Raw genomic sequence first — 19,642 nt, 5'->3', positions numbered from 1 at the left:
CGGGACCGGGCCGGTCTCCCGACCCCCGATGGTTCTCACGCGTCCATCCTCCGTTTCGCGCCGGGGCGCCGCTTCGCGATCGACCGGCGGAGCCTCGGGAGGGTGGCGGCGCGATACCCCGGTCCTGAATGACACCGGAGCGGATCGGCTGCGCCGCGCCGGAACTCCCCATCCGTCGCAGTCCTGAGTACCGTACATCATCCGATCCGGCGCGGCTACGGCAGATTGTCGCGAAGGTAAATCTCCACCCGGATGCGCTCCCGTGCTTCCAGAACCGGAGCGCCATCGGCGCAGGCGCGCAACACGCGGAGCGCGCTCCGCGCCTCATGGCCGGCGTCCTGATGGATGATCGCGTGCGCGAGCCCCTCGCGCAGCGCCGCGCGGGTATGCGGGGTGAGTTCATGGACGACGGCGACCGGACGCGACGCGGGCGGCGCGGCGCGCAGGATCTCGATCACGCCCCGGTTGCCCGCGCCGATGTTGTAGAGGCCGATCACGCCCGGTTCCGCCGCCAGAAGCGTCGCCAGCGCATGCCGCGTCGTCTCGGCATCGTCGCGCCCCTCGACCACGGGGAGCGGCGTCAGCCGCGGATATTCCGCCCGCATCACCTGTTCGAAACCCATCCGCCGTTCCATGTGGTCGCGCAGCAGCATGGAGCCCGCGACCAGGGCGATCCGGCCTTCGCGCGGTCCGAGGAACCGCCCGAGCAGGCTCGCCGCCGTGCGGCCGGCGGCGACATTATCGATGCCGATATAACGGCTTCTCGGGAAGAGCGGAGCATCGGAGACGAGCGTTACCACCGGAATTCCGAAACCCGCGAGCCGGACCAGCGCATCCCTGACCGAAGGCGCCTCGGTCGCCACCAGAGCGATGCCGGAGACCTCGCGCGGGTCGATCCGGTCGAGCGCGGCGGCCAGCGCGTCGCCATCGAAGGGCGGGATCGCGATGACCTCTACGGCGACCCGGGCCGCGCGGAGCCGCGCTCCCATCGCCACGACCTGCGCCTCGAGCTCGCGCATGAAGCTGTTCGAGCCCTCGGGGATCAGGAAGACGAAGCGGTAGTCGCGGCGGCGGGACAGGTTGGCCGCCGCCGTGTCTCGCACGAAGCCGAGCCGCGATACCGCGTCCTCGACCCGCCGGATCGTCGCCGCCCGCACGCCGGTCCGGTGGTTCAGCACGCGATCGACCGTGGCGAGGCTGACCCCCGCCTCGCGCGCGACATCGCGGATCGTCGGTCGCATCCGAGGTACCTCCCCCGCTCCGCTCAGGGGTAGCACGCGGCCATGAGGTACGCCAATCAGAATCGGGGATCAGCCGCCCCGCGCGTCGTCGCTCAACCTCCGGGCCGCGCGATCGACCACGGCGTGCAGGAGCACGGTGAAGAGCGCCAGCACGATCAGCGCGGAGAACATGAGATCGGTCTTGGCCCGGCCATTCGCGAGCAGCATCAGATAGCCGAGCCCGCGCGACGAGCCGACCCATTCGCCGATCACCGCCCCGATCGGCGCATAGACCGCTGCGAGCCTCAGCCCCGAGGCGAGCGAGGGCAGAGCCGCCGGAATCCGCACCCGGCGCATGATCCCCGCGGGCGTCGCCCCCATGCAGCGAGCAAGGTCGAGATAGCCCGCGGGCGTCGCCATCAGCCCGTCGAGAAAGGCCGAGGTCACGGGGAAGAAGATGATCAGCACCGCCATCACCACCTTCGCGCTCAGCCCGTAGCCGAGCCAGAGCGTCAGGAGCGGCGCCAGCGCGAAGACCGGCACCGCCTGCGAGAAGACGAGCGCGGGTTTCGCGAGCGCGCGCGCGAGCGGCGAGGCGGCGAGCCAGATCGCGGTTCCCGCGCCGAGCGCGGTGCCGATCGCGAGCCCGAGCAGCACCTCGATGATGGTGAAGACCGCGTGCCCGGCGATGAGCGCCCGGTTCTCCCAGAGCGCGACCGCGACCCGCGCGGGGCCGGGCAGGATGAAGGGCGGCAGGCCGGTGAGGCTCACCACCGCCTGCCAGAGCCCGAGGCCGATGAGCGCCGCGAGCACGGCCCGGCCAGCCGTTCCCGCGGCCATTCCTCCGCCCGTTCCCCCGGCCGCCCGGCCCCGGGATGTCGTCGCCAGCTGATCCGGCACGTGATCCGCCCTGCGATCCGTCATGCGATCTCCCGGAGCATCGCATAGAGCCGCCCCTGCGCCGCGAGCGTCGCGGGATCGTCCACCGCGCGGATCGCCGGCGTCGGCGGCGTCTCGGCACGCCGCGCCTCCTCGCGCGTCATCACATAGATCGCCTCGCCGAGCCGCGCCGCCTCGGCCGGATCATGCGTCACCAGAAGCACCGTGCGCCCCGCGAGCAGTTCCGCCGCCAGTTCCTGCATCTCGGCCCGCGTCTTCGCATCGAGCGCCGAGAACGGCTCGTCGAGCAGGATCACCGGCCGGTCCTCCATCAGCGTCCGCGCGAGCGCCACCCGCTGCCGCTCGCCGCCCGAGAGCTGGCGCGGCCGCTTGTGGGCGTGCCGGGCGAGGCCGACGCGCGCGATCAGCGCCTCGGCGCGGGCGAGATCGGGCCGGTCCCCCCGAAGCCGCGCCCCGAGCGCGACATTCTCGGTCACGTCCAGCCAGGGAAAGAGCAGATCGCTCTGCGCCATATAGGCGACGCGGCCACCGAGCGGCGCCCCGTCCTCCGCCGTGACGCGTCCCTCGAAGCGCGCGCCGGTCGGAAGCCCCGCGATCAGGCGCAGCACGGTGGATTTGCCGACCCCCGACGGCCCGAGCAGGCAGGTCCAGCGCCCGGCCCCGAGCGTGATGTCGAGCGGCCCGAAGAGCGGCGCGCCCTCCATCGTCGCCCGGCCCGCGACCTCGACCGCGATCCCCCTCAACCGCGCAGCCCCATGTCCCAGAAGCCGGCTTCGAGCACCGTCGCGGTCCGGAAATGTCGGGCCAGCCGCGGCCAGCGCGCCGCGGCGCCGAAATCCCCGCCGACCCGCCTCGCCGCCGCCGCGTCGATCAGCGCGCCGACATCGCGGCAGACGTGCTGGTAATCCTCGCCGCCATATGTCGCGATCCACTCGGCATAGGGCGTGTTCGCCGCCGCCTCCACCGCCAGCCGCGCGCCGATCTCGCCGTAGCCGAGCACGCAGGGCGCGAGCGCGGCCAGGAGGTCGAGGAAATCGCCGGAATAGCCGGCTTCGAGCACGTAGCGGGTATAGGCGAGGTTCTCCGGCGTTTCCTCGGTCGCCTCGAGCGCCGCCGCGTCGATCCCTTCGCGCGCGCAGGTATCGACATGAAGCCGCATCTCCGTGTCGACCAGCGCCGCGACCGTCGCCGCCGCCGGCCGCATCTCGGCGAGCGTCTCGGCCTTTGCAGCGGCCAGCCCTCATGCGCGGGCGAAATGGATCAGGAAGACATAATCCTGCCGGAGATAGTGGAGGTAGGCGGCGCGGGGCAGGCTGCCGTCCCGCATCCCTTCGACGAAGGCGTGGCGGGTATAGTCGCGCCACGCCCCGCCCGCCTCCGCGCGCCAGAGCGCGAAGGCGCGCCCGTAGTCCGGCCCGCTCATTGCGTCCCGAGATCGACGGCGAGGGCGCTGACCGGTCGCGATCCCTCGGCGAGCCCAGATTCCTCCAGGAAAGCCTCGAACCGGGCATAACGCCCGATGTCGAGCGCCGCCGGGCGCAGCGCGAAACGGGCGAGCGTATCGACCCAGGCGCGCCGGTTCAGCTCGTCGTCGAGTTCCGGCGCGGTGCCGACGAAGGTCTCCAGGCTCTCCTCCGGGTGGTTCACCATGAACTGCGTCGCCTTCTCGGTCGCGGCGAGGAAGCGGCGGATCACATCGGGGTTCATGGTCTCGGGATTGGCGAGATAGATCAGCTCGTCATAGGGCGGCACGCCCTCCTCCTCGACGTAGAAGCAGCGGCCCTCGTGTCCCTCGATCTCCATCTGATTGAGCTCGAAGTTGCGGAAGGCGCCGATCACCGCGTCGACCTGCCCCGACATGAGCGCGGGCGAGAGCGAGAAATTGACGTTGACGAGTTCCACATCGTCGAGCGTCAGCCCGGCGCGCGACAGCATCGCGGTCAGGAGCGCCTCCTCGACCCCGGCGACGGAGAAGCCGATCTGCTTGCCTTTGAGATCGGCCAGTTCCTTGACCGGACCGTCATCGAGCACCAGCAGGCAGTTGAGCGGTGTCGCGACCAGCGTCCCGACGCGCACCAGCGGCATCCCCTCGGCGACCTGCAGGTGCAGTTGCGGCTGATAGCCGACCGCGAGATCGGCCTGCCCCGCGGCCACCATCTTCGGCGGATCGGAGGGATCGGCGGGGGCGATCACCTCGACCTCCAGATCCTCCTCGGCGAAATAGCCGTTCTCCTCGGCGATCACGATCGGCCCGTGGTCCGGATTGACGAACCAGTCGAGCATCAGCGTCACCTTGTCCGCCGCCAGCGCCGGCTGCGCCACCAGCGCCGATGCGAGAACCATCCCCCAGATCTTCATTGCCTGCCTCTCATCTCTCCGTCGCCCATGGCGACCAGTCTGATCTCACCATCCCAGGCCTCGCGCAGCCGCCTTGCCGCCCGCCAGGAGCGCAAGCCGCTGCGGCAGACCATCATCGCGCGCTGTCCCGGCGCGGGCCGGGGGCCGCCGGGGCCGAAATCCTCCACCGCGAAACGCGCTCCGACCGGGACCGGCGCCTCGTCGGCGCCCCTCAGATCCGCGACGAAATCCTCCGCCGCGATCTCGCCCACGCCTGCGAAGCGAAGCGCATCCTCCGGCTCCGGCGCGCCCTCGAAGCGGAAGCCGCCGAAGCGCATCGCCTCGTCGAAGGTCACGAGCTGGCCGAGCGGGCTCGGATCGAGGCCGAGCAGCACGCCAAGCGCCATACGCGCCTGCAGGGCGCCGAGGAGCCCCACGACCGGCCCGAGGATTCCCGCCGTCGCACAGCTCGCCGCGCGTTCCGGCAGATCGGGAAAGACCGCGCGGAGCGACGGCGCCCCGCCGCAGAAGCCGCCGGCATAGCCGCCGAGGCCGAGCGCCGAGGCGCTGATGAAGGGTGTTCCCTCCGCGAAACAGGCGTCCGAAAGCGTGTAGCTCACGGCGAAACTGTCGGCGCAGTCGAGCACGACATCGCAGCCTGCGGCGAGTTCGCCCGCGTTCTCCGGATCGAGCGCGGCGACCAGCGGCCGCACGTTCACCTCCGGGTTCAGCCCGCGCAGGATCTTCGCAGCCGCCTCGGCCTTGGCCTGCCCGAGCCAAGCCTCGCCATACATGACCTGACGATGCAGGTTTCCGCGTTCGACCGTGTCGGGATCGACCACGGTGATCCGCCCGACGCCCGCGCCGGCGAGATACTGCAGCACCGGCACGCCGAGCCCGCCCGCGCCGATGACGAGCGCCCGCGCCCCCGTGAGCCGCTCCTGCCCCGTGGCACCGACTTCCGGAAGCACCACCTGCCGCGCGTAGCGTCTCATCGCGTCGCCTCGATCCAGGCGCGCGTCCGGCCCTCGGGATCGGGGTTGAGCGTGATGTCGGTCACGACCGAGACCACATCCGCCCCCGCGTCGAGCACGCCGGGCACCCGCTCCACCGTCATGCCGCCGATCGCGACCAACGGCAGGTCGCCCACCCGGTCCTTCCATTCGGAGACCCGGTTGAGCCCCTGCTCGCTCCAGCGCATCTGCTTCAGGATCGTCGGATAGACCGGCCCGAGTGCCACGTAATCCGGCGCGAGCGCCAGCGCGCGGTCGAGCTCCACCACGTCATGCGTGCTGATCCCGAGCCGGATGCCGGCGGCGCGGATCGCGGGCAGGTCAGCCTCGTCGAGATCCTCCTGGCCGAGATGGACGAAATCGCAGCCCTCCTCGATCGCAAGCTCCCAGTAGTCGTTGACGACCAGCGTCGCACCCGCCCCGGCGCAGAGGTCGCGGGCGCGGGCGATCTCGTCGCGCGTCTCCTCCGGGCTCCGGTCCTTGACGCGAAGCTGCGCGAAACGGACCCCGAGCGGCAGCATCCGGGCGAACCAATCGGCGGAATCGAAGATCGGATAGAAGCGGTCGAGTTTCATTCGAGGAAGGCCCTCCCGATTTCCGGCGTGGAGGCGGCGGCCATGTCGCGCGGCTCCATCGGATCGGCGGCGCGCGCCGCCGCTCCCGCCTCGACCGCCCGCGCGAAGGCCCGCGCCATCGCGACGGGATCGCCCGCCTTCGCCACCGCCGTGTTGAGCAGGATCGCGTCGTAGCCCATCTCCATCGCCGCCGCCGCGTGGCTCGGCAGGCCGATCCCGGCGTCCACCACCAGCGGCACCTGCGGGAAACGCTCCCGGAGCACGCGGAGCCCGTAGGGATTGACCAGCCCGAGGCCCGAGCCGATCGGCGCGCCCCAGGGCATCAGCACCTCGCAGCCGGCGTCGAGAAGCTTCTCGGCCACGATCAGGTCCTCGGTCGTATAGGGGAAGACCTCGAAACCTTCGCCGACGAGAATCCGCGCCGCCTCGACCAGCGCGAAAGGGTCGGGCTGCAGCGTGTCGGTATTGCCGATGACCTCGAGCTTGATCCAGTTCGTGCCGAAGACTTCGCGCGCCATCTGGGCGGTGGTGACGGCCTCTCTCACCGAATGGCAGCCGGCGGTATTGGGCAGGACGCGCACGCCAAGCTCGCGGATCAGGTCCCAGAAATCCGACCCGCCCCGCGCGCCGCCGCTTTCACGGCGCAGCGACACCGTGGCGATCCCGGCACCGGAGGCGCGGAACGCCTCGGCGAGGATCGCGGGCGAGGGGTATTGCGCGGTCCCGAGCATCATCCGGGACGTGAGGTCCGCTCCGTAGAAACGCGGCATCTCAGCCTCCCTGCCGGGGGGAGACGACTTCGAGCCGGTCCCCCGCTTCAAGCTCGGTCGCGGCGCGCTGGCCCGCGGGAACGAAGGCGCCATTCACCGCCGTCGCGATCGCCGCCTCGCCGTAGCCGAGTTCCACCAGCGCCTTGTCGAGCCGCGCCGCGTCAAGCTCGCGCGGCTCACCGTTCAGGACGATCTTCATCCATCACCTCCGGTCTTGGGCCTCCCGTCACCAGATCGGCCGCCATGCGCGCCATCGCGGGCGCGAGCAGGAAGCCGTGGCGGTAGAGGCCGTTCACATGAATGCGCGCTCCCCGCCTCCTGATGCGCGGCAGGTTGTCGGGAAAGGCCGGGCGGGCATCGACGCCGATCTCCAGCACCTCCGCCTCGCCGAAGGCCGGATGCAGCGCATAGGCCGAGGTCAGCATTTCGAGGAGCGAGCGCGCCGTGACGCGGGAGCGGTCCGAGGATTCGATCATCGTCGCGCCGAGCATGTAAACCCCGTCGCCGCGCGGGACGATGTAGAGCGGAATCCGGGGATGCAGCAGCCTGACCGGCCGCGTCAGGCTCACATCGGGGCAGCGGAGCACCAGCATCTCGCCCTTGACGCCCCGAAGATCGGCGAGCCTGTCGCGCGCGGCGAAACCCCGGCAGTCGAAGACGACCCCCTCCCCCGCCGCGGCGACCCCGTTGGCGGCCGGATCACCTGTCTCGACCGTCACGCCGCGGCGGGCGAGCCCGTCGCGCAGCGCCTTGAGCGTCGCACGCGGGTCGAGATGGGCTTCATCGGCGAAGAAGAGCGCGCGGTTGAAGCGGCCGGCGAGATCGGGCTCCAGCGCCGCGATCGCCTCCGGCCCGAGGGTCTCGTGCCGCTCGGTCCTGCGCGCGAAACGGTCGAGCTCGCTCCGGTCCCGGCCAAGCGCCAGGACGAGCGTCCCGGCCCGGGTCACGCCGCCCGCCGCCGCGTCCCACCAGTCCGCCGCCTCCTGGCCCAGCCGCGTCACCGGTTCCTCCGCGCTCTCGCCCTCGCAGAAGGGCGCGAGCATGCCGCCCGCCCACCAGGAGCAGGCCCCCGGCCCGGGCGCGCCCGCGCGGTCGACGAGCGAGACGCCGATGCCGCGCCGGGCAAGCTCGGTCGCGACCGAGAGCCCGGCGACGCCCGCGCCGAGCACGGTGACCGACCGGTTCGATGGGGAGGTTAGACTGTCCGACATGCCGGCCGTATCCCCCGGGGGACAATGAGGCTCTGGCGGGTGAGGATGATCGTCTGTGCCATATCCGTTCCCTACGCCGGCATTGCCCGGATCAGGTGCGATGGGTTGACGCCGCGCGCCTCTCAGCCCTTCCGGGCACCCCAACGGTTCAAGGGGACAGATAAAGTGCCCGCGCCCCGAACTCAAGGGGCGGCGGGCATCAGTTCGCGGGTACCGTCCGGCGGGCGGGCGCCCTCAGGCTCCCGCCTCCGGCTCCTTCGCCTCCCGCCCCGCTCCGATCCGCTTCACCCGCTCGCGCAGGTTCTGGAAGATCACGTAGAGCGCGGGGATGATGAAGATGCCCACGAGCGCCGCGGTCAGCATGCCGCCGGCGACGCCGGTACCAACCGCGCGGCGGCTCAGCATCGAGGCTCCGGTGGCGGTGACGAGCGGGATCAGGCCGGCGATGAAGGCGAAGCTCGTCATCAGGATCGCCCTGAAACGCATCCGCGCCCCGTCGATCGCCGCGTCGAGCACCGACTCCCCCGCCTCGCGCCGCGCCTTGGCAAACTCGACGATGAGGATCGCGTTCTTCGCAGCCAACGCGATCAGGACGACGAGGCCGATCTGGGCGTAGATGTCGAAGGCGAGCCCCGCGACCAGGAGCGACAGCATCGCGCCCGCGACGCCCACCACCACCGAGAGCAGGACGGGCACCGGGATCGTCCAGCTTTCGTAGAGGCCGACGAGGAAGAGATAGGCGAAGACGAGCGCCAGGGCGAGGATCACCGTGGTCTGTCCGGCCGCCTCCAGTTCCTGCTGCGCCGTGCCGGTCCAGTCGAAGCTGTAGCCCGACGGCAGGACGCGCGCGCTCAGCTCCTCCATCGCCTGCAGCGCCTCGCCCGAGGCGACGCCGGGCGCGGGCGCGCCGTTGATCGTGACCGAGCGGAAGTTGTTGTAGCGCACGATCGACTGCGGCCCGACGCGGTATTCCACCGTCGCCACCGCCGAGACCGGCACCATCTCGCCCGAGGCGGAGCGGACGTTGATCCGGGCGATGTCCTCGACGCTGGCCCGGTCGGATTGCTGGGCCTGGACATTGACCTGCCAGGTCCGGCCGAACAGGTTGAAGTCGTTCACATAGACCGAGCCGAGCGTCCCCTGTAGCGCCGCGAAGAGATCGCTGACCGAAACGCCGAGCGTCTGCAGCCGCTCGCGGTCGAGATCGAGATAGAGCTGCGGCGCCGAGGCCGAGAAGGTCGAGAAGGTCGGTCCGAGCCGCGGGTCCTGGCTCGCCGCGACCGAGACCGCGCCCGCGACACTCGCGAGATCGGCTGGGGACCGGCCTTCGAGATCGAGAAGCTGGTATTCGAAGCCCGAGCCGGTGCCGAGGCCGATGATCGGCGGCAGGTTGAAGGCGAAGACCTGTGCCTCCCGGATCGCCGCGCCCTGCTGGAGCGCCGTCGTGATCGCGGCGAAGACGCTGGCGCTCGACTCGGTGCGTTCCTCGAACGGCTTCAGGCCGACGACGGCGAAGCCGCTGTTCGAGATCGCGAGCCCGTCGAGGAAGCTGTAGCCGGTGGCGCTGACGACACTCTCGACGCCCTCGATGCCCGAGAGCATCTCCTGCACGTCGGCGACCGCCTCGGCCGTCCGGTTGACCGAGGAACCTTCCGGGGTCCGGATCTCGACGAAGAACGCGCCCTGGTCCTCGGAGGGCAGGAAGCCGGATGGCACCGCCCGGAAGAGCGCGCCGGCGCCGACGAAGGCGAGCGCGAGCAGCGCGAGGGCGAGCAGCGTGCGCCGCGCGATCATCGCCGCGACGCGCACGTAGCCGTCGCGGGCGAGGTCGATACGGCGCGAGATCCAGCCGAGCACGCCGCGCTTGGGCCCATGATGCGGCTTCAGCAGCACCGCGCAGAGCGCCGGGCTCAGCGTCAGCGCGTTGATCGCGGAGATCACCATCGAGACGGAGACCGCCACGGCGAACTGCTGGAACAGCTGGCCCGAGAGGCCGGGGATGAAGGCCACCGGCACGAAGACCGAGAGCAGCACCATGGTGATCGCGATGATCGCCCCGGTGATCTCCCCCATCGCCTCATGCGCCGCCTCGCGCGCGGACATGCCGGGGTTCTCTTCCATGACCCGCTCGACATTCTCGACGACGACGATCGCGTCGTCGACCACGATGCCGATCGCGAGCACCATGGCGAGAAGCGAGACGGTGTTGAGCGAGAAGCCCATCGCCAGCATGACCGCGAATGTGCCGATCAGCGCGACGGGCACCGCGATCAGCGGGATCATCGTCGCCCGGAAATTGCCGAGGAACAAGAAGACCACGATGATGACAAGGACGAAGGCCTCGAGCAGTGTTTTCACGACCTCCTCGACGCTCGCCTCCACGAAGGCGGTGGTGTCATAGGTGGTCGTGACCTCCATGCCCTCGGGGAAGTTCGCCTCGAGCGCCTCGATCGCCGCCTCTACGCCGGCCCCGGCCGCGAGCGCGTTCGCGCCCGGTAGCTGGAAGATGCCGATCATTGCCGTGGGCTTGCCATTGAGCTGCGCCGTCACGTCGGAAACCTGGGCGCCAAGCTCGACCCGCGCGACATCGCGGACCCGAACGAAGGACCCGTCCGGCATGGCGCGGAGCACGACGTTCCCGAATTCCTCCGGGTCGCTCAGCCGTCCCTGCGTCGTGAGGTTCAGCTGGAACAGCGGATCGTCGGTCATCGGCTGCGCGCCGATCCGGCCGATGGCGGCCTGAACGTTCTGCGCCTTGAGCGCATTCACGACATCGTTCGGCGTCAGGTCGAGGTTGGTCAGCCGGTCCACGTCGAGGATCATGCGCATCGCATAGTCCTGGGCGCCGAACAGCATGGCGTCGCCGACCCCCGGCACGCGTTTCAGCGTGTCGAGCATGTTGATCGTCGCGTAGTTCGACAGGAACAGCCCGTCATGCGCCGGATCGTCGGAGGAGACCGCGAAGACCTGAAGCAGCGCCGAGGACTGTTTCATCACGCTGACGCCGGTCGCCTTGACCTCCGCCGGCAGCCCGGGGGTGGCGAGCGAGACCCGGTTCTGCACGTTGACGGTGGCGATATCGGGGTCGGTTCCGACCGCGAAGGTCACGGTCAGCTGGTACGAGCCGTCCGCGCCGCTGGTCGATTTCATGTAGAGCATGTCGTCGACGCCGACGACCCGGCTCTCGATCGGCTGGGCGACCGTGGTTTCCACCACGTCGGCGCCCGCGCCGGGATAGACCGCGGAGACCACGACCTGGGGTGGCACGATGTCCGGATATTGCGCGACGGGCAGCGCGCGGAGCGCGATGAGGCCGGCGAGCGTCAGGACGATCGAGATGACCGCGGCGAGCCGCGGACGCGAAATGAAGGTATCGGACAACATGGCGCGTCAGCCCGCCTGACCGGTCGCGGCGTCGACGGTGATGCCCGGGCGGACTTTGTTGATCCCGTCCACGATGACATTCTCGCCCGCTTCGAGCCCCAACCCGATGACGATGCGGCCAAGCTGCGCCGCCCCGGTCTCGACGCGCCGGAGTTCGACCTTCGACTCCGCGTCGACGACCAGCACGAAGGCGCCCGCCTGGTCGCGCTGCACGGCCTGGCTCGGCACGGTCAGCTGCTCCTGAGCCTCCTCGCCTTCGAGCGTCACCTTGACGAGCGCGCTGTCGCGAAGAAGGCCGTCCGGGTTGGGGAAGGTCGCGCGCACGGTCACGGTATCCGTGCCCTGCTGCACCGTCGGCGAGATGAAATCGAGCGTGCCGGATTCGGGGAATTCGGCGCCATTGGCGAGCGTCAGACGCACGGCGCCGATCTCGGTCGCCTCGCCCGCGGCGGTCCGCGCCTGATAGTCGAGCACCAGCGCCGAGGCCACCGAGAAGGTGACATAAATCGGATCGAGCTTGGTCAGCGTCGTCAGCGGTCCGCTCTCGGGACTGACGAGCGCGCCGACATCGAAGGCGCTCAGATCGACGAAGCCGTCGAAGGGCGCGGTGATCTCGGTGTAGGAGAGCTGGAGCTTCGCCTGATCGAGCGAGGCGTTGAGCTGGGCGAGCTGGCCCGACGCCTCGCCGACCGCGGCCGTCGCCATGTCGAGTTCGTTCTGCGCCACCGCGTCGCGGGCGACCAGCTGGGACTTGCGGTCTTCCTCGAGCCGGGCGAGATCGAGCGAGGCCTGCGCGGCCTGGATCGAGCCTTCGATCGCCGCGACGGCGGCGCGATAGTCGGCATCCTCGATCTTGTAGAGGGTGTCACCGGCCTTGACCTCCGCGCCCTCGCGGAAGTTCATTTCTTCGAGAAAGCCGATGACGCGGGCGCGGATGTCCACGCTCTGATCGGCGACCGCGCGACCGGTGAAGCCCGCGGTCTCGCGAACCGCGGTCATCTCCGCGGGCGCGACCGTCACGGCGGGCGCCGGGGCCCCGGATTGCGCGCCCGCTTGCCCCGCGATGAGCGCGAGGATCGCCGCGCTCGCGGCGGCCCGAAGTCGAGTGGAGAGTGTCGATGTCATGCCCGCGGTCTCCCTGGCAAGGTTGCCGTGAGACTGTCACGCACCTTGTGATCGGGCAACCGACATGCCGACACGAATTCTTGGCATGACGCGACATCCGCCGCGCCTCATACAACCCGGGAGGGAATGGCGGCGCCATGCCCTCCCGGTATTGGCGTCCGGTTTCGCGTCGGACGCCTTGGGCGCGCGCGGCGTCAGATCTCGAAGTCGCCGCCGAAATCCGGTTCCTCGGCGACGGCTTCCTCGCCCGAGGCCTCCTCCGGCGCGAGCGGCTCCTCGGCGGAGGCGTCATCCGCGAACATGCCCGCGATCGCATTGCCGAGCAGCACGCCGCCCGCGACGCCGACCGCCGTCTGCGCCGCTCCGGCGAGGAAGCCCCCGCCCTGCCCCCGGTTCTGGCGCAGCGCCGCGGAGGCCGGACCGGCCGGCTGATACGCGGGTCGGGGCGCCGGACGGGGCGATCCGCCGCCGAAAAGGCCCGAAAGGAAGCCGCCGCCGCCCGCCGGCTGCCGCGCCTGCGCTTCCAGCGCTTCGAGCCGTGCCTGGGCCGCTTCGAGCGCCGCCTGCTGAACCACGATGGTCTGGGCCATGTAATAGGGCGCGGCCGGCTGCTCGGTGATGGCCCGCGCGATGAAGTCCTCCGCCCCGGTGTCCCGCGCGGGCGCCGCGCGTTCCGCCTCGGCCAGCCGCCCGAAAAGTCCCTCGATCGCCTGCTGGTCGTTCCGATCCATCGAATGAATTCTCCTCTCTGATCCGCCGGGATGGCCCGGCCTCCCTTCAGATATGTACCGCGTCCCACTCCCCGCCGCGACGTTTTGTCGCGCCGTCGCAGGCGGGCCCGGCGCGGGTATCGCCCGAGACCAAGCCAGTATTGGACTTGGCCCCCCCCCGAGCGGTCATCTTCACCCCAAGGAACACACGGGCCAGGCAACGCACGGGCCAGGCAACACACGGGCCAAGGAACAAACGGGGGAGACCGGGCACATGAGCAAGATCGAACGGATCGAGACCACGATCCTCGACATCCCGACCATCCGCGGACACGTGCTGTCGATGACGACGATGATGGCGCAGTCGATCGTCCTGGTCCGGGTCCGGTTCTCGGACGGATCGGTCGGTCTCGGCGAGGGCACGTCCATCGGGGGCATGAGCTACGGGCCCGAAAGCCCGGAAAGCATCCAGACCGCGATCGAGAGCTACATCACGCCGCTGCTCGAGGGCCGGGACGGGAACGACGTCAACGGCGCGATCCAGCTTGTCGAGAAGGCGGTGCGCGGCAATCCGATCGCGCGCTGCGCGGTCGAGATCGCGCTCTGGGACGGGCTCGGGCGCAGACTCGGCGTGCCGGTGGCGCAGCTTTTCGGCGGTTCGGTCCGCCGCGCCATGCCGGTCGCCTGGACGCTCGCGAGCGGACGTTCCGAGACCGACATCGCCGAGGCGGAGGAGATGATCGCCACGCGGCGCCACGACATCTTCAAGCTCAAGATCGGCAAGCGGAGCGTGCGCGACGACCTCGCCCATGTCGAGGCGATCGCCCGCGCCCTCGGCGGCCGGGCCAGCATCCGTGTCGATGTCAACCAGGCCTGGAGCCAGACCGAGGCGCGTCAGGGCCTCGCGGGGCTCGCGGCGATCGGGGTGGCACTCGCCGAACAGCCGATCCGCATCGGCTCGCTCGCCGCGCTTCGCGCGCTGACCGAGCGGAGCGACATCGCCATCATGGCGGACGAGCAGTTGAACGGCCCGGCCGACGCGCTCGCCGTCGCCGCCGAACGCGCCGCGGATGTCTTCGCGGTCAAGATCGGCCAGTCGGGCGGGCTCAAGCGCGCCTCCGAGGTCACCGCCATCGGCGAGGCGGCGGGGATCGGCCTCTACGGGGGCACCATGCTCGAAGCCGGCGTCTCGACCGCCGCCGCGCTCCAGCTCTTCTCGACCGTCGCCCGCCTCGACTGGGGCACCGAGCTTTTCGGCCCACTGCTCCTGAAGGACGAGATCCTCGCGGAGCCGATCCGCTACCACGATTTCTCGGCGCATCTGCCGGAGGGGCCGGGAATCGGCGTCACGCTCGACGCGGAGAAGGTCGATTACTACCGGCGCGGACGCGCCCGGACCCTGCACGCCGTCTCCTGACGGGGCCAGCCACGTAAAATACCCGGTCAAGCACCGGAACACCGCAGCGAAGAGGCGTCGGCCAGGGCCGGACGCCAATGGAGGAGGATTGCCATGTTCACCCCGGAAGCACTCGACGAGATCGACGCCCGGCTCGAAGGCATGGTGCAGGACGACCCCGAGAACGGGATCTTCCGCGCCCGCCGCGACATGTTCACCGACGAGGAAATCTTCGAACTGGAGATGAAGCACATCTTCGAGGGCAACTGGATCTATCTCGCCCATGAGAGCCAGATCCCGAACCCGAACGACTATTTCACCGTCAACATGGGCCGCGTCCCCGTCGTCATCACCCGCGACAAGACCGGAGAATTGCGCGCGCTCATCAACGCCTGTTCGCACCGGGGCGCGATGCTCTGCCGCTTCAAGCGGGCGAACAAGGCGACCTTCACCTGCCCGTTCCACGGCTGGACCTTCTCGAATACGGGCAAGCTCCTGAAAGTGAAGGACCCGAAGGGCGCGGGCTATCCCGACCAGTTCGATTGCGACGGCAGCCACGACCTGACCCGCGTGCCGCGGCTCGAGAGCTACCGGGGCTTCCTCTTCGGCAGCCTGAACCCAGATGTCTCCTCGCTCGAGGATTATCTCGGCGAGGCGAAGAAGATGATCGACATGGTCGCCGACCAGTCCGAGGAGGGGCTCGAAGTGCTCCGCGGCGGCTCGACCTATATCTATGACGGCAACTGGAAGCTCCAGGCCGAGAACGGCGCCGACGGCTATCACGTCTCGGCTGTGCACTGGAACTACGTCGCCACGACCTCGCGCCGCGGCCAGGAGGGCAAGGAAGACAAGATCAAGGCGAACGATGCCTCGAAATGGGCGAAGCAGAAGGGCGGCTTCTATTCCTTCGAGAACGGCCACCTGCTGCTCTGGACCGTCTGGGCCGATCCCTCGAACCGCCCGCTCTTCCCGCGCCGCGACGAGCTCATCGAGAAGCATGGCGAGGCGAAGGCGGACTGGATGATCGGCTATCTCCGCAACCTCTGCCTCTATCCGAACCTGTTCCTGATGGATCAGTTCAGCTCGCAGCTTCGCGTCTTCCGGCCCATCTCCGTCGACAGGACCGAGGTCACGATCTACTGCATCGCGCCGAAGGGCGAGAGCCGCGAGGCCCGCACGCGCCGCATCCGCCAGTACGAGGATTTCTTCAACGCCTCGGGCATGGCGACCCCTGACGATACCGAGGAATTCCGTGCCACCCAGCGCGGCTACGCCGGGGCGGCGCTCGCGAAGTGGAACGACCTGACGCGCGGCGCGAAACAGTGGATCACCGGGCCGGACGAGGATGCCAGGGCGATCGGGCTCGACCCGATCCTCTCGGGCGCCCGGACCGAGGACGAGGGGCTTTTCGTCATCCAGCACAAGCAATGGCAGGAACGGATGCGCGCCGCGGTCGAGACCGAACGGACGGAAGCCGCCCCCGTCGCCCACGCCGCTGAATAAGAAAGGGAGTGAACGACATGAGCGACACGATCGAACTCGACCGGCCCGTCCGCGAGCTCTCCTGCGAGGACGTCCGCGCCTTCCTTCACGCCGAGACCCGCGCGCTCGACGACCGGGAATGGGACGACTGGCTCGCCTTCTACCACGACGACTGCGTGTTCTGGATGCCGGCCTGGGACGACCACGACACGCTGACCGAGGACCCGGAAACCGAGATCTCGCTGATCTACTACGGCGACAAGCAGGGCATCCAGGACCGCGTGTTCCGCATCAAGACCGACCGGTCCTCGGCGACCAGCCTGCCGGAGCCCCGCACGCAGCACCACATCGCCAACGTCGAGATCCTGAGCCAGAAGAACGGCGAACTCCGCCTGCGCTTCAACTGGCAGACGCTGAGCTATCGCTACGCGGCGACCGACCAGCACTGGGGCACGTCCTTCTACACGCTCGACACGACGGGTGAGCGACCGCTCATCACCGCGAAGAAGGTCATCCTGAAGAACGATCACATCCACCACGTGATCGACATCTACCACATCTGACGCCGGCCCCGGTCGAATGGTGGGCGAATCGCCCACCCTACCAGTCGACGCCGGGTTCGAGGAACGGTGGGCGGATCGCCCACCCTACCGCGCGACCCGTCCGGCGGACGTGATCGCCCGCCATTTCACCGAACCGCGAAGCCAAGCCCGCCCCCGCGCCGACCCGCGGCGAGGCGAAGGGAGGAACTCAGCCATGACCTATCAGATCGCGCTCAACTTCGAGGACGGCGTGACCCGCATCATCGACTGTGGCGAGGACGAACTCGTCATGGACGCGGCGTTCCGCCAGAAGATCAACATCCCGATGGACTGCCGCGACGGTGTATGCGGCACCTGCAAATGCCACTGCGAGAAGGGTGACTACGAACTCGACTTCTATCTCGACGAGGCGATGACCGAGGAGGAGGCGGAGGAGAAATACGTTCTCACCTGCCAGATGACGCCACAGTCGGACTGCGTGCTCTCCGTCCCGGTCTCCTCCGCGGTCTGCAAGACCGGCGCCGAGACCGTGAAGGGGGAGGTCATCGCGGTGGACGCGCTCTCCGCGACCTCCTTCGGGCTTCGCGTGAAGCTCGCGAAGCCGATCCCCTTCCTGCCCGGCCAGTATGTCAACATCGACGTTCCCGGCACCGGGAGGCACCGCTCCTATTCCTTCTCCTCCGCGCCCGGCTCCGATGAGGCGAGCTTTCTCATCCGCAACCTGCCCGGCGGCGTGATGTCGACCTGGCTCGGCGAGACGGCGAAACCCGGCGACGCAGTGGAGCTGACCGGCCCGATGGGTGCCTTCTACCTGCGTCCGATCGAACGGCCGCAGGCCTGGCTCGCAGGCGGCACCGGGCTCGCGCCCTTCCTCGCGATGCTGGAGAAGGTCGCGGCCGATGGGACCGATCATCCGATCCGGCTCTTCTACGCCGTGACGCGCGCGGCGGATCTCGTGGAACTGGAACGGCTGCGCGCGCTGGCGGAGAAGATCGAGAGTCTGACGCTCGTCACCATTCTCGCCGCCGAGGACGAGGCGCATGAGCGCAAGGGTTTCGTCACCGATCACCTCGAACCGGACGATTTCAACGGCGGCGACGCGGATGTCTATCTCTGCGGCCCGCCCCCGATGGTCGAGGCGGTTCGGAGCCACATGGCCGCGCTCGGCGTCGCCCCCGCGAGCTTCCATTTCGAGAAGTTCAACCCGACCGAGACCCCGGCGGTGGCGGCATGACCGCCCCCATCACCCCCCCGGCCTTCATCCCCGCGCCTGTGATGCCGGGGCGGTTCGCCGGCAAGGCGCTGGTCGTGACCGGCGCCGCCCAGGGGATCGGCCGCCGCGTCGCCGAACGCGCCGTGGCGGAAGGCGGCGAGGTGCTGATCGTCGATCGCTCGCCTCACCGCGACGAGGTGGCGGAGGCGATCACCGCGGCGGGCATTCCGGGAGGCGGCTCGGCGCAGGCGCTCGACGCCGATCTCGAAACCTGGGACGGCTGCGCCGCCGCCATGGCCCGCGCGGCGGAACTCTTCGGCCGGATCGACGTGCTGGTGAACAATGTCGGCGGCACGATCTGGGCGAAACCCTACGAGTTCTATGCCCCCGACGAGATCGAGGCGGAGGTGCGCCGCTCGCTCTTCCCGACGCTCTACTGCTGCCGGGCCGCGCTCGACCACATGCTGCCGGCGGGCCGGGGCGTGATCGTCAACGTCTCCTCGATTGCGACGCGGAGCCTCAACCGCGTGCCCTACGCGGCGGCCAAGGGCGGTGTGAACGCCATCACCGCCTCGCTCGCCTGGGAAGTCGCCGAACGCGGTGTGCGCGTGGTCGCGACCGCCCCCGGCGGCACCGAGGCGCCGGCCCGCAAGGTGCCGCGCAACCCAACGCCAGAGGCGGAGCAGGACCGGAACTGGTACCGGACCATCGTCGATCAGACCAGGGAGTCGAGCCTGATGAAGCGTTACGGCACGCTCGACGAGCAGGCGGGCGCGATCCTGTTCCTGGCCTCGGACGACGCCTCCTACATCACCGGCGTCACGCTTCCGGTCGGCGGCGGGGATCTCGGATAGGGTGGCTCGGAGAGGGTGAACCGGATGGGCGGGTCGCGCGCGCCCTCCCGCTCAGAACCCGTGAAACACCATGTCGATCGCCCGCGTGATCTCCTCCGACCGGCTCCCGAGACTGCCCGCCGGGCCGCGCAGCAGGCTCGCGGGCACCGCCGAGAGAAACTGCGTCACCAGCGCGTGCGGGACGCCCTCGATCTCGAAAACGGGATTGAGAATCCGCGCCGGCGCGGGCGCCCGGTCGAGCGGGATCAGCGGCGCGACGATGCGCGTCGTGAACCCGTCGAGCAGGTCGGTCTGCAGGTCGAGCAGATACCCCGGCCCGTCGGGCGCCGGATGGTAGTCGTAGCGCGCCATCAGAACCGCCGGTACCGCTCCAGCGGCAGCCCGTTCGCCTCGACCCAGGCATTGGCGCTCGCGATGGCACCGGCGTTCTCGCGCCGCCACGCCTCGGCTTTCGCGGAGCGGACCGCCTCGCGCAGCCCCGCCTCGGCGGCCCGGCTGACATTGACGCCAAGACCCCGCGCCTCGGCGATGAGGGCGGGGTCAAGGGAAAGATTGGTCGCCTTGCGGCTGGCATTCGGGACCGACATACGCGCCTCCATTGCGCAGAAACTATGCGCATGATCGGTGGCGCGTGCAAGACGTGTCAGCCTTCGGCGGCCCGGACCATCTCGACGAACTCATCGATGGTGGCGATGTCGAACCGATCCGCGCGCGATCCCGGATACTCCTCCGGCAGACGGCGAAGCACGGACATGAACTCATCAATCATCCGTTGTTCGAACTTCTCCACCGTGCTCTAGGCGGCAAACCCATAAATCTGGTTGGCGTTTTGCTGTGTGGCTGATTCAAGGCTCGAAACTGAGGGAGCCCTGAATGACACGTCGCCGGTACGAACTGACCGACCATGAAT

At 69.5% G+C, this 19,642-nt stretch carries 20 protein-coding genes, 1 pseudogene and 1 riboswitch; of the genes and pseudogenes, 5 read left to right on the top strand and 16 right to left on the bottom strand.

The window, feature by feature from the left end; translation table 11 throughout:
- Positions 1–215 precede the first annotated feature (215 nt).
- The 13 genes and pseudogenes from ACLJK8_RS16405 to ACLJK8_RS16345 form a co-directional block, all read right to left on the bottom strand.
- Positions 216–1,241: a LacI family DNA-binding transcriptional regulator gene (locus ACLJK8_RS16405; protein ID WP_413151423.1), complete on the bottom strand. Its 1,026-nt coding sequence runs from the start codon at positions 1,239–1,241 to the stop codon at positions 216–218.
- A 69-nt stretch (positions 1,242–1,310) separates the two neighbouring features.
- Positions 1,311–2,060: an ABC transporter permease gene (locus tag ACLJK8_RS16400; protein ID WP_413151437.1), complete on the bottom strand. Its 750-nt coding sequence runs from the start codon at positions 2,058–2,060 to the stop codon at positions 1,311–1,313.
- A gap of 80 nt (positions 2,061–2,140) precedes the next feature.
- Positions 2,141–2,824, bottom strand: a complete 684-nt coding sequence (locus ACLJK8_RS16395) for an ABC transporter ATP-binding protein (protein ID WP_413151436.1) — start codon at positions 2,822–2,824, stop codon at positions 2,141–2,143.
- 35 nt (positions 2,825–2,859) lie between these two features.
- Positions 2,860–3,543: pseudogene (locus ACLJK8_RS16390) on the bottom strand (TenA family protein).
- Positions 3,540–4,478: an ABC transporter substrate-binding protein gene (locus tag ACLJK8_RS16385; protein ID WP_413151422.1), complete on the bottom strand. Its 939-nt coding sequence runs from the start codon at positions 4,476–4,478 to the stop codon at positions 3,540–3,542. Before ACLJK8_RS16385 ends, ACLJK8_RS16390 begins: the two are co-directional and overlap by 4 nt.
- Complete coding sequence (locus tag ACLJK8_RS16380) at positions 4,475–5,452, bottom strand: HesA/MoeB/ThiF family protein (RefSeq protein WP_413151421.1); 978 nt, start codon at positions 5,450–5,452, stop codon at positions 4,475–4,477. Before ACLJK8_RS16380 ends, ACLJK8_RS16385 begins: the two co-directional genes overlap by 4 nt.
- Positions 5,449–6,045 (bottom strand): thiamine phosphate synthase, encoded by a 597-nt coding sequence (locus tag ACLJK8_RS16375; protein ID WP_413151420.1) that lies wholly within the window; start codon positions 6,043–6,045, stop codon positions 5,449–5,451. The genes ACLJK8_RS16380 and ACLJK8_RS16375 overlap by 4 nt, the downstream gene beginning before the upstream one ends.
- Complete coding sequence (locus tag ACLJK8_RS16370) at positions 6,042–6,815, bottom strand: thiazole synthase (RefSeq protein WP_413151419.1); 774 nt, start codon at positions 6,813–6,815, stop codon at positions 6,042–6,044. The genes ACLJK8_RS16375 and ACLJK8_RS16370 overlap by 4 nt, the downstream gene beginning before the upstream one ends.
- A gap of 1 nt (position 6,816) precedes the next feature.
- Positions 6,817–7,014 carry a sulfur carrier protein ThiS gene (thiS, locus tag ACLJK8_RS16365; RefSeq protein ID WP_413151418.1) on the bottom strand — a complete coding sequence of 66 codons (198 nt, stop codon included), beginning with the start codon at positions 7,012–7,014 and terminating at the stop codon, positions 6,817–6,819.
- The gene (gene thiO, locus ACLJK8_RS16360) at positions 6,992–8,026 is read right to left on the bottom strand and encodes a glycine oxidase ThiO (protein ID WP_413151417.1); all 1,035 of its coding nucleotides are present in this window, start codon (positions 8,024–8,026) and stop codon (positions 6,992–6,994) included. The genes thiS and thiO overlap by 23 nt, the downstream gene beginning before the upstream one ends.
- A 51-nt stretch (positions 8,027–8,077) precedes the next feature.
- A riboswitch (TPP riboswitch) is annotated at positions 8,078–8,179 on the bottom strand.
- Positions 8,180–8,260: 81 nt separating this feature from the next.
- Positions 8,261–11,410 carry an efflux RND transporter permease subunit gene (locus ACLJK8_RS16355; RefSeq protein WP_413151416.1) on the bottom strand — a complete coding sequence of 1,050 codons (3,150 nt, stop codon included), beginning with the start codon at positions 11,408–11,410 and terminating at the stop codon, positions 8,261–8,263.
- 6 nt (positions 11,411–11,416) lie between these two features.
- Positions 11,417–12,535, bottom strand: a complete 1,119-nt coding sequence (locus ACLJK8_RS16350) for an efflux RND transporter periplasmic adaptor subunit (protein ID WP_413151415.1) — start codon at positions 12,533–12,535, stop codon at positions 11,417–11,419.
- A gap of 194 nt (positions 12,536–12,729) precedes the next feature.
- On the bottom strand, positions 12,730–13,266 hold the full coding sequence (locus ACLJK8_RS16345; protein ID WP_413151414.1) for a DUF2076 domain-containing protein: 537 nt from the start codon (positions 13,264–13,266) through the stop codon (positions 12,730–12,732).
- Positions 13,267–13,519: 253 nt separating this feature from the next.
- Between ACLJK8_RS16345 and ACLJK8_RS16340 the strand changes: the two genes are divergently transcribed.
- The 5 genes from ACLJK8_RS16340 (at position 13,520) to benD (ending at position 18,732) form a co-directional block, all read left to right on the top strand.
- On the top strand, positions 13,520–14,662 hold the full coding sequence (locus ACLJK8_RS16340) for a muconate/chloromuconate family cycloisomerase (RefSeq protein ID WP_413151413.1): 1,143 nt from the start codon (positions 13,520–13,522) through the stop codon (positions 14,660–14,662).
- 93 nt (positions 14,663–14,755) lie between these two features.
- Positions 14,756–16,144, top strand: coding sequence for a benzoate 1,2-dioxygenase large subunit (gene benA, locus ACLJK8_RS16335; protein ID WP_413151412.1), 1,389 nt, complete (start codon positions 14,756–14,758; stop codon positions 16,142–16,144).
- A 17-nt stretch (positions 16,145–16,161) separates the two neighbouring features.
- Complete coding sequence (gene benB / locus ACLJK8_RS16330; protein ID WP_413151411.1) at positions 16,162–16,686, top strand: benzoate 1,2-dioxygenase small subunit; 525 nt, start codon at positions 16,162–16,164, stop codon at positions 16,684–16,686.
- 193 nt (positions 16,687–16,879) lie between these two features.
- Positions 16,880–17,899 (top strand): benzoate 1,2-dioxygenase electron transfer component BenC, encoded by a 1,020-nt coding sequence (benC, locus tag ACLJK8_RS16325; RefSeq protein ID WP_413151410.1) that lies wholly within the window; start codon positions 16,880–16,882, stop codon positions 17,897–17,899.
- Positions 17,896–18,732, top strand: a complete 837-nt coding sequence (benD, locus tag ACLJK8_RS16320) for a benzoate diol dehydrogenase BenD (protein WP_413151409.1) — start codon at positions 17,896–17,898, stop codon at positions 18,730–18,732. Before benC ends, benD begins: the two co-directional genes overlap by 4 nt.
- A gap of 51 nt (positions 18,733–18,783) precedes the next feature.
- On the opposite strand, the gene ACLJK8_RS16315 is transcribed toward benD, so the two are convergent.
- The 3 genes from ACLJK8_RS16315 to ACLJK8_RS16305 are packed head-to-tail and all read right to left on the bottom strand — an operon-like array spanning position 18,784 to position 19,522.
- A complete protein-coding gene (locus ACLJK8_RS16315; protein ID WP_413151408.1) occupies positions 18,784–19,083 on the bottom strand; it encodes a CcdB family protein in 300 nt (99 codons plus the stop codon).
- A complete protein-coding gene (locus ACLJK8_RS16310; protein WP_413151407.1) occupies positions 19,083–19,319 on the bottom strand; it encodes a type II toxin-antitoxin system CcdA family antitoxin in 237 nt (78 codons plus the stop codon). Before ACLJK8_RS16310 ends, ACLJK8_RS16315 begins: the two co-directional genes overlap by 1 nt.
- A 56-nt stretch (positions 19,320–19,375) precedes the next feature.
- Positions 19,376–19,522, bottom strand: a complete 147-nt coding sequence (locus tag ACLJK8_RS16305) for a hypothetical protein (protein WP_413151406.1) — start codon at positions 19,520–19,522, stop codon at positions 19,376–19,378.
- Positions 19,523–19,642: the final 120 nt, after the last annotated feature.

The sequence above is a fragment of the Amaricoccus sp. W119 genome, assembly GCF_047275745.1.
GTDB lineage: Bacteria > Pseudomonadota > Alphaproteobacteria > Rhodobacterales > Rhodobacteraceae > Amaricoccus.
The sequence above is the reverse complement of the archived record's forward strand: the minus strand, read 5'-3'. Positions and strand labels throughout refer to the sequence as shown.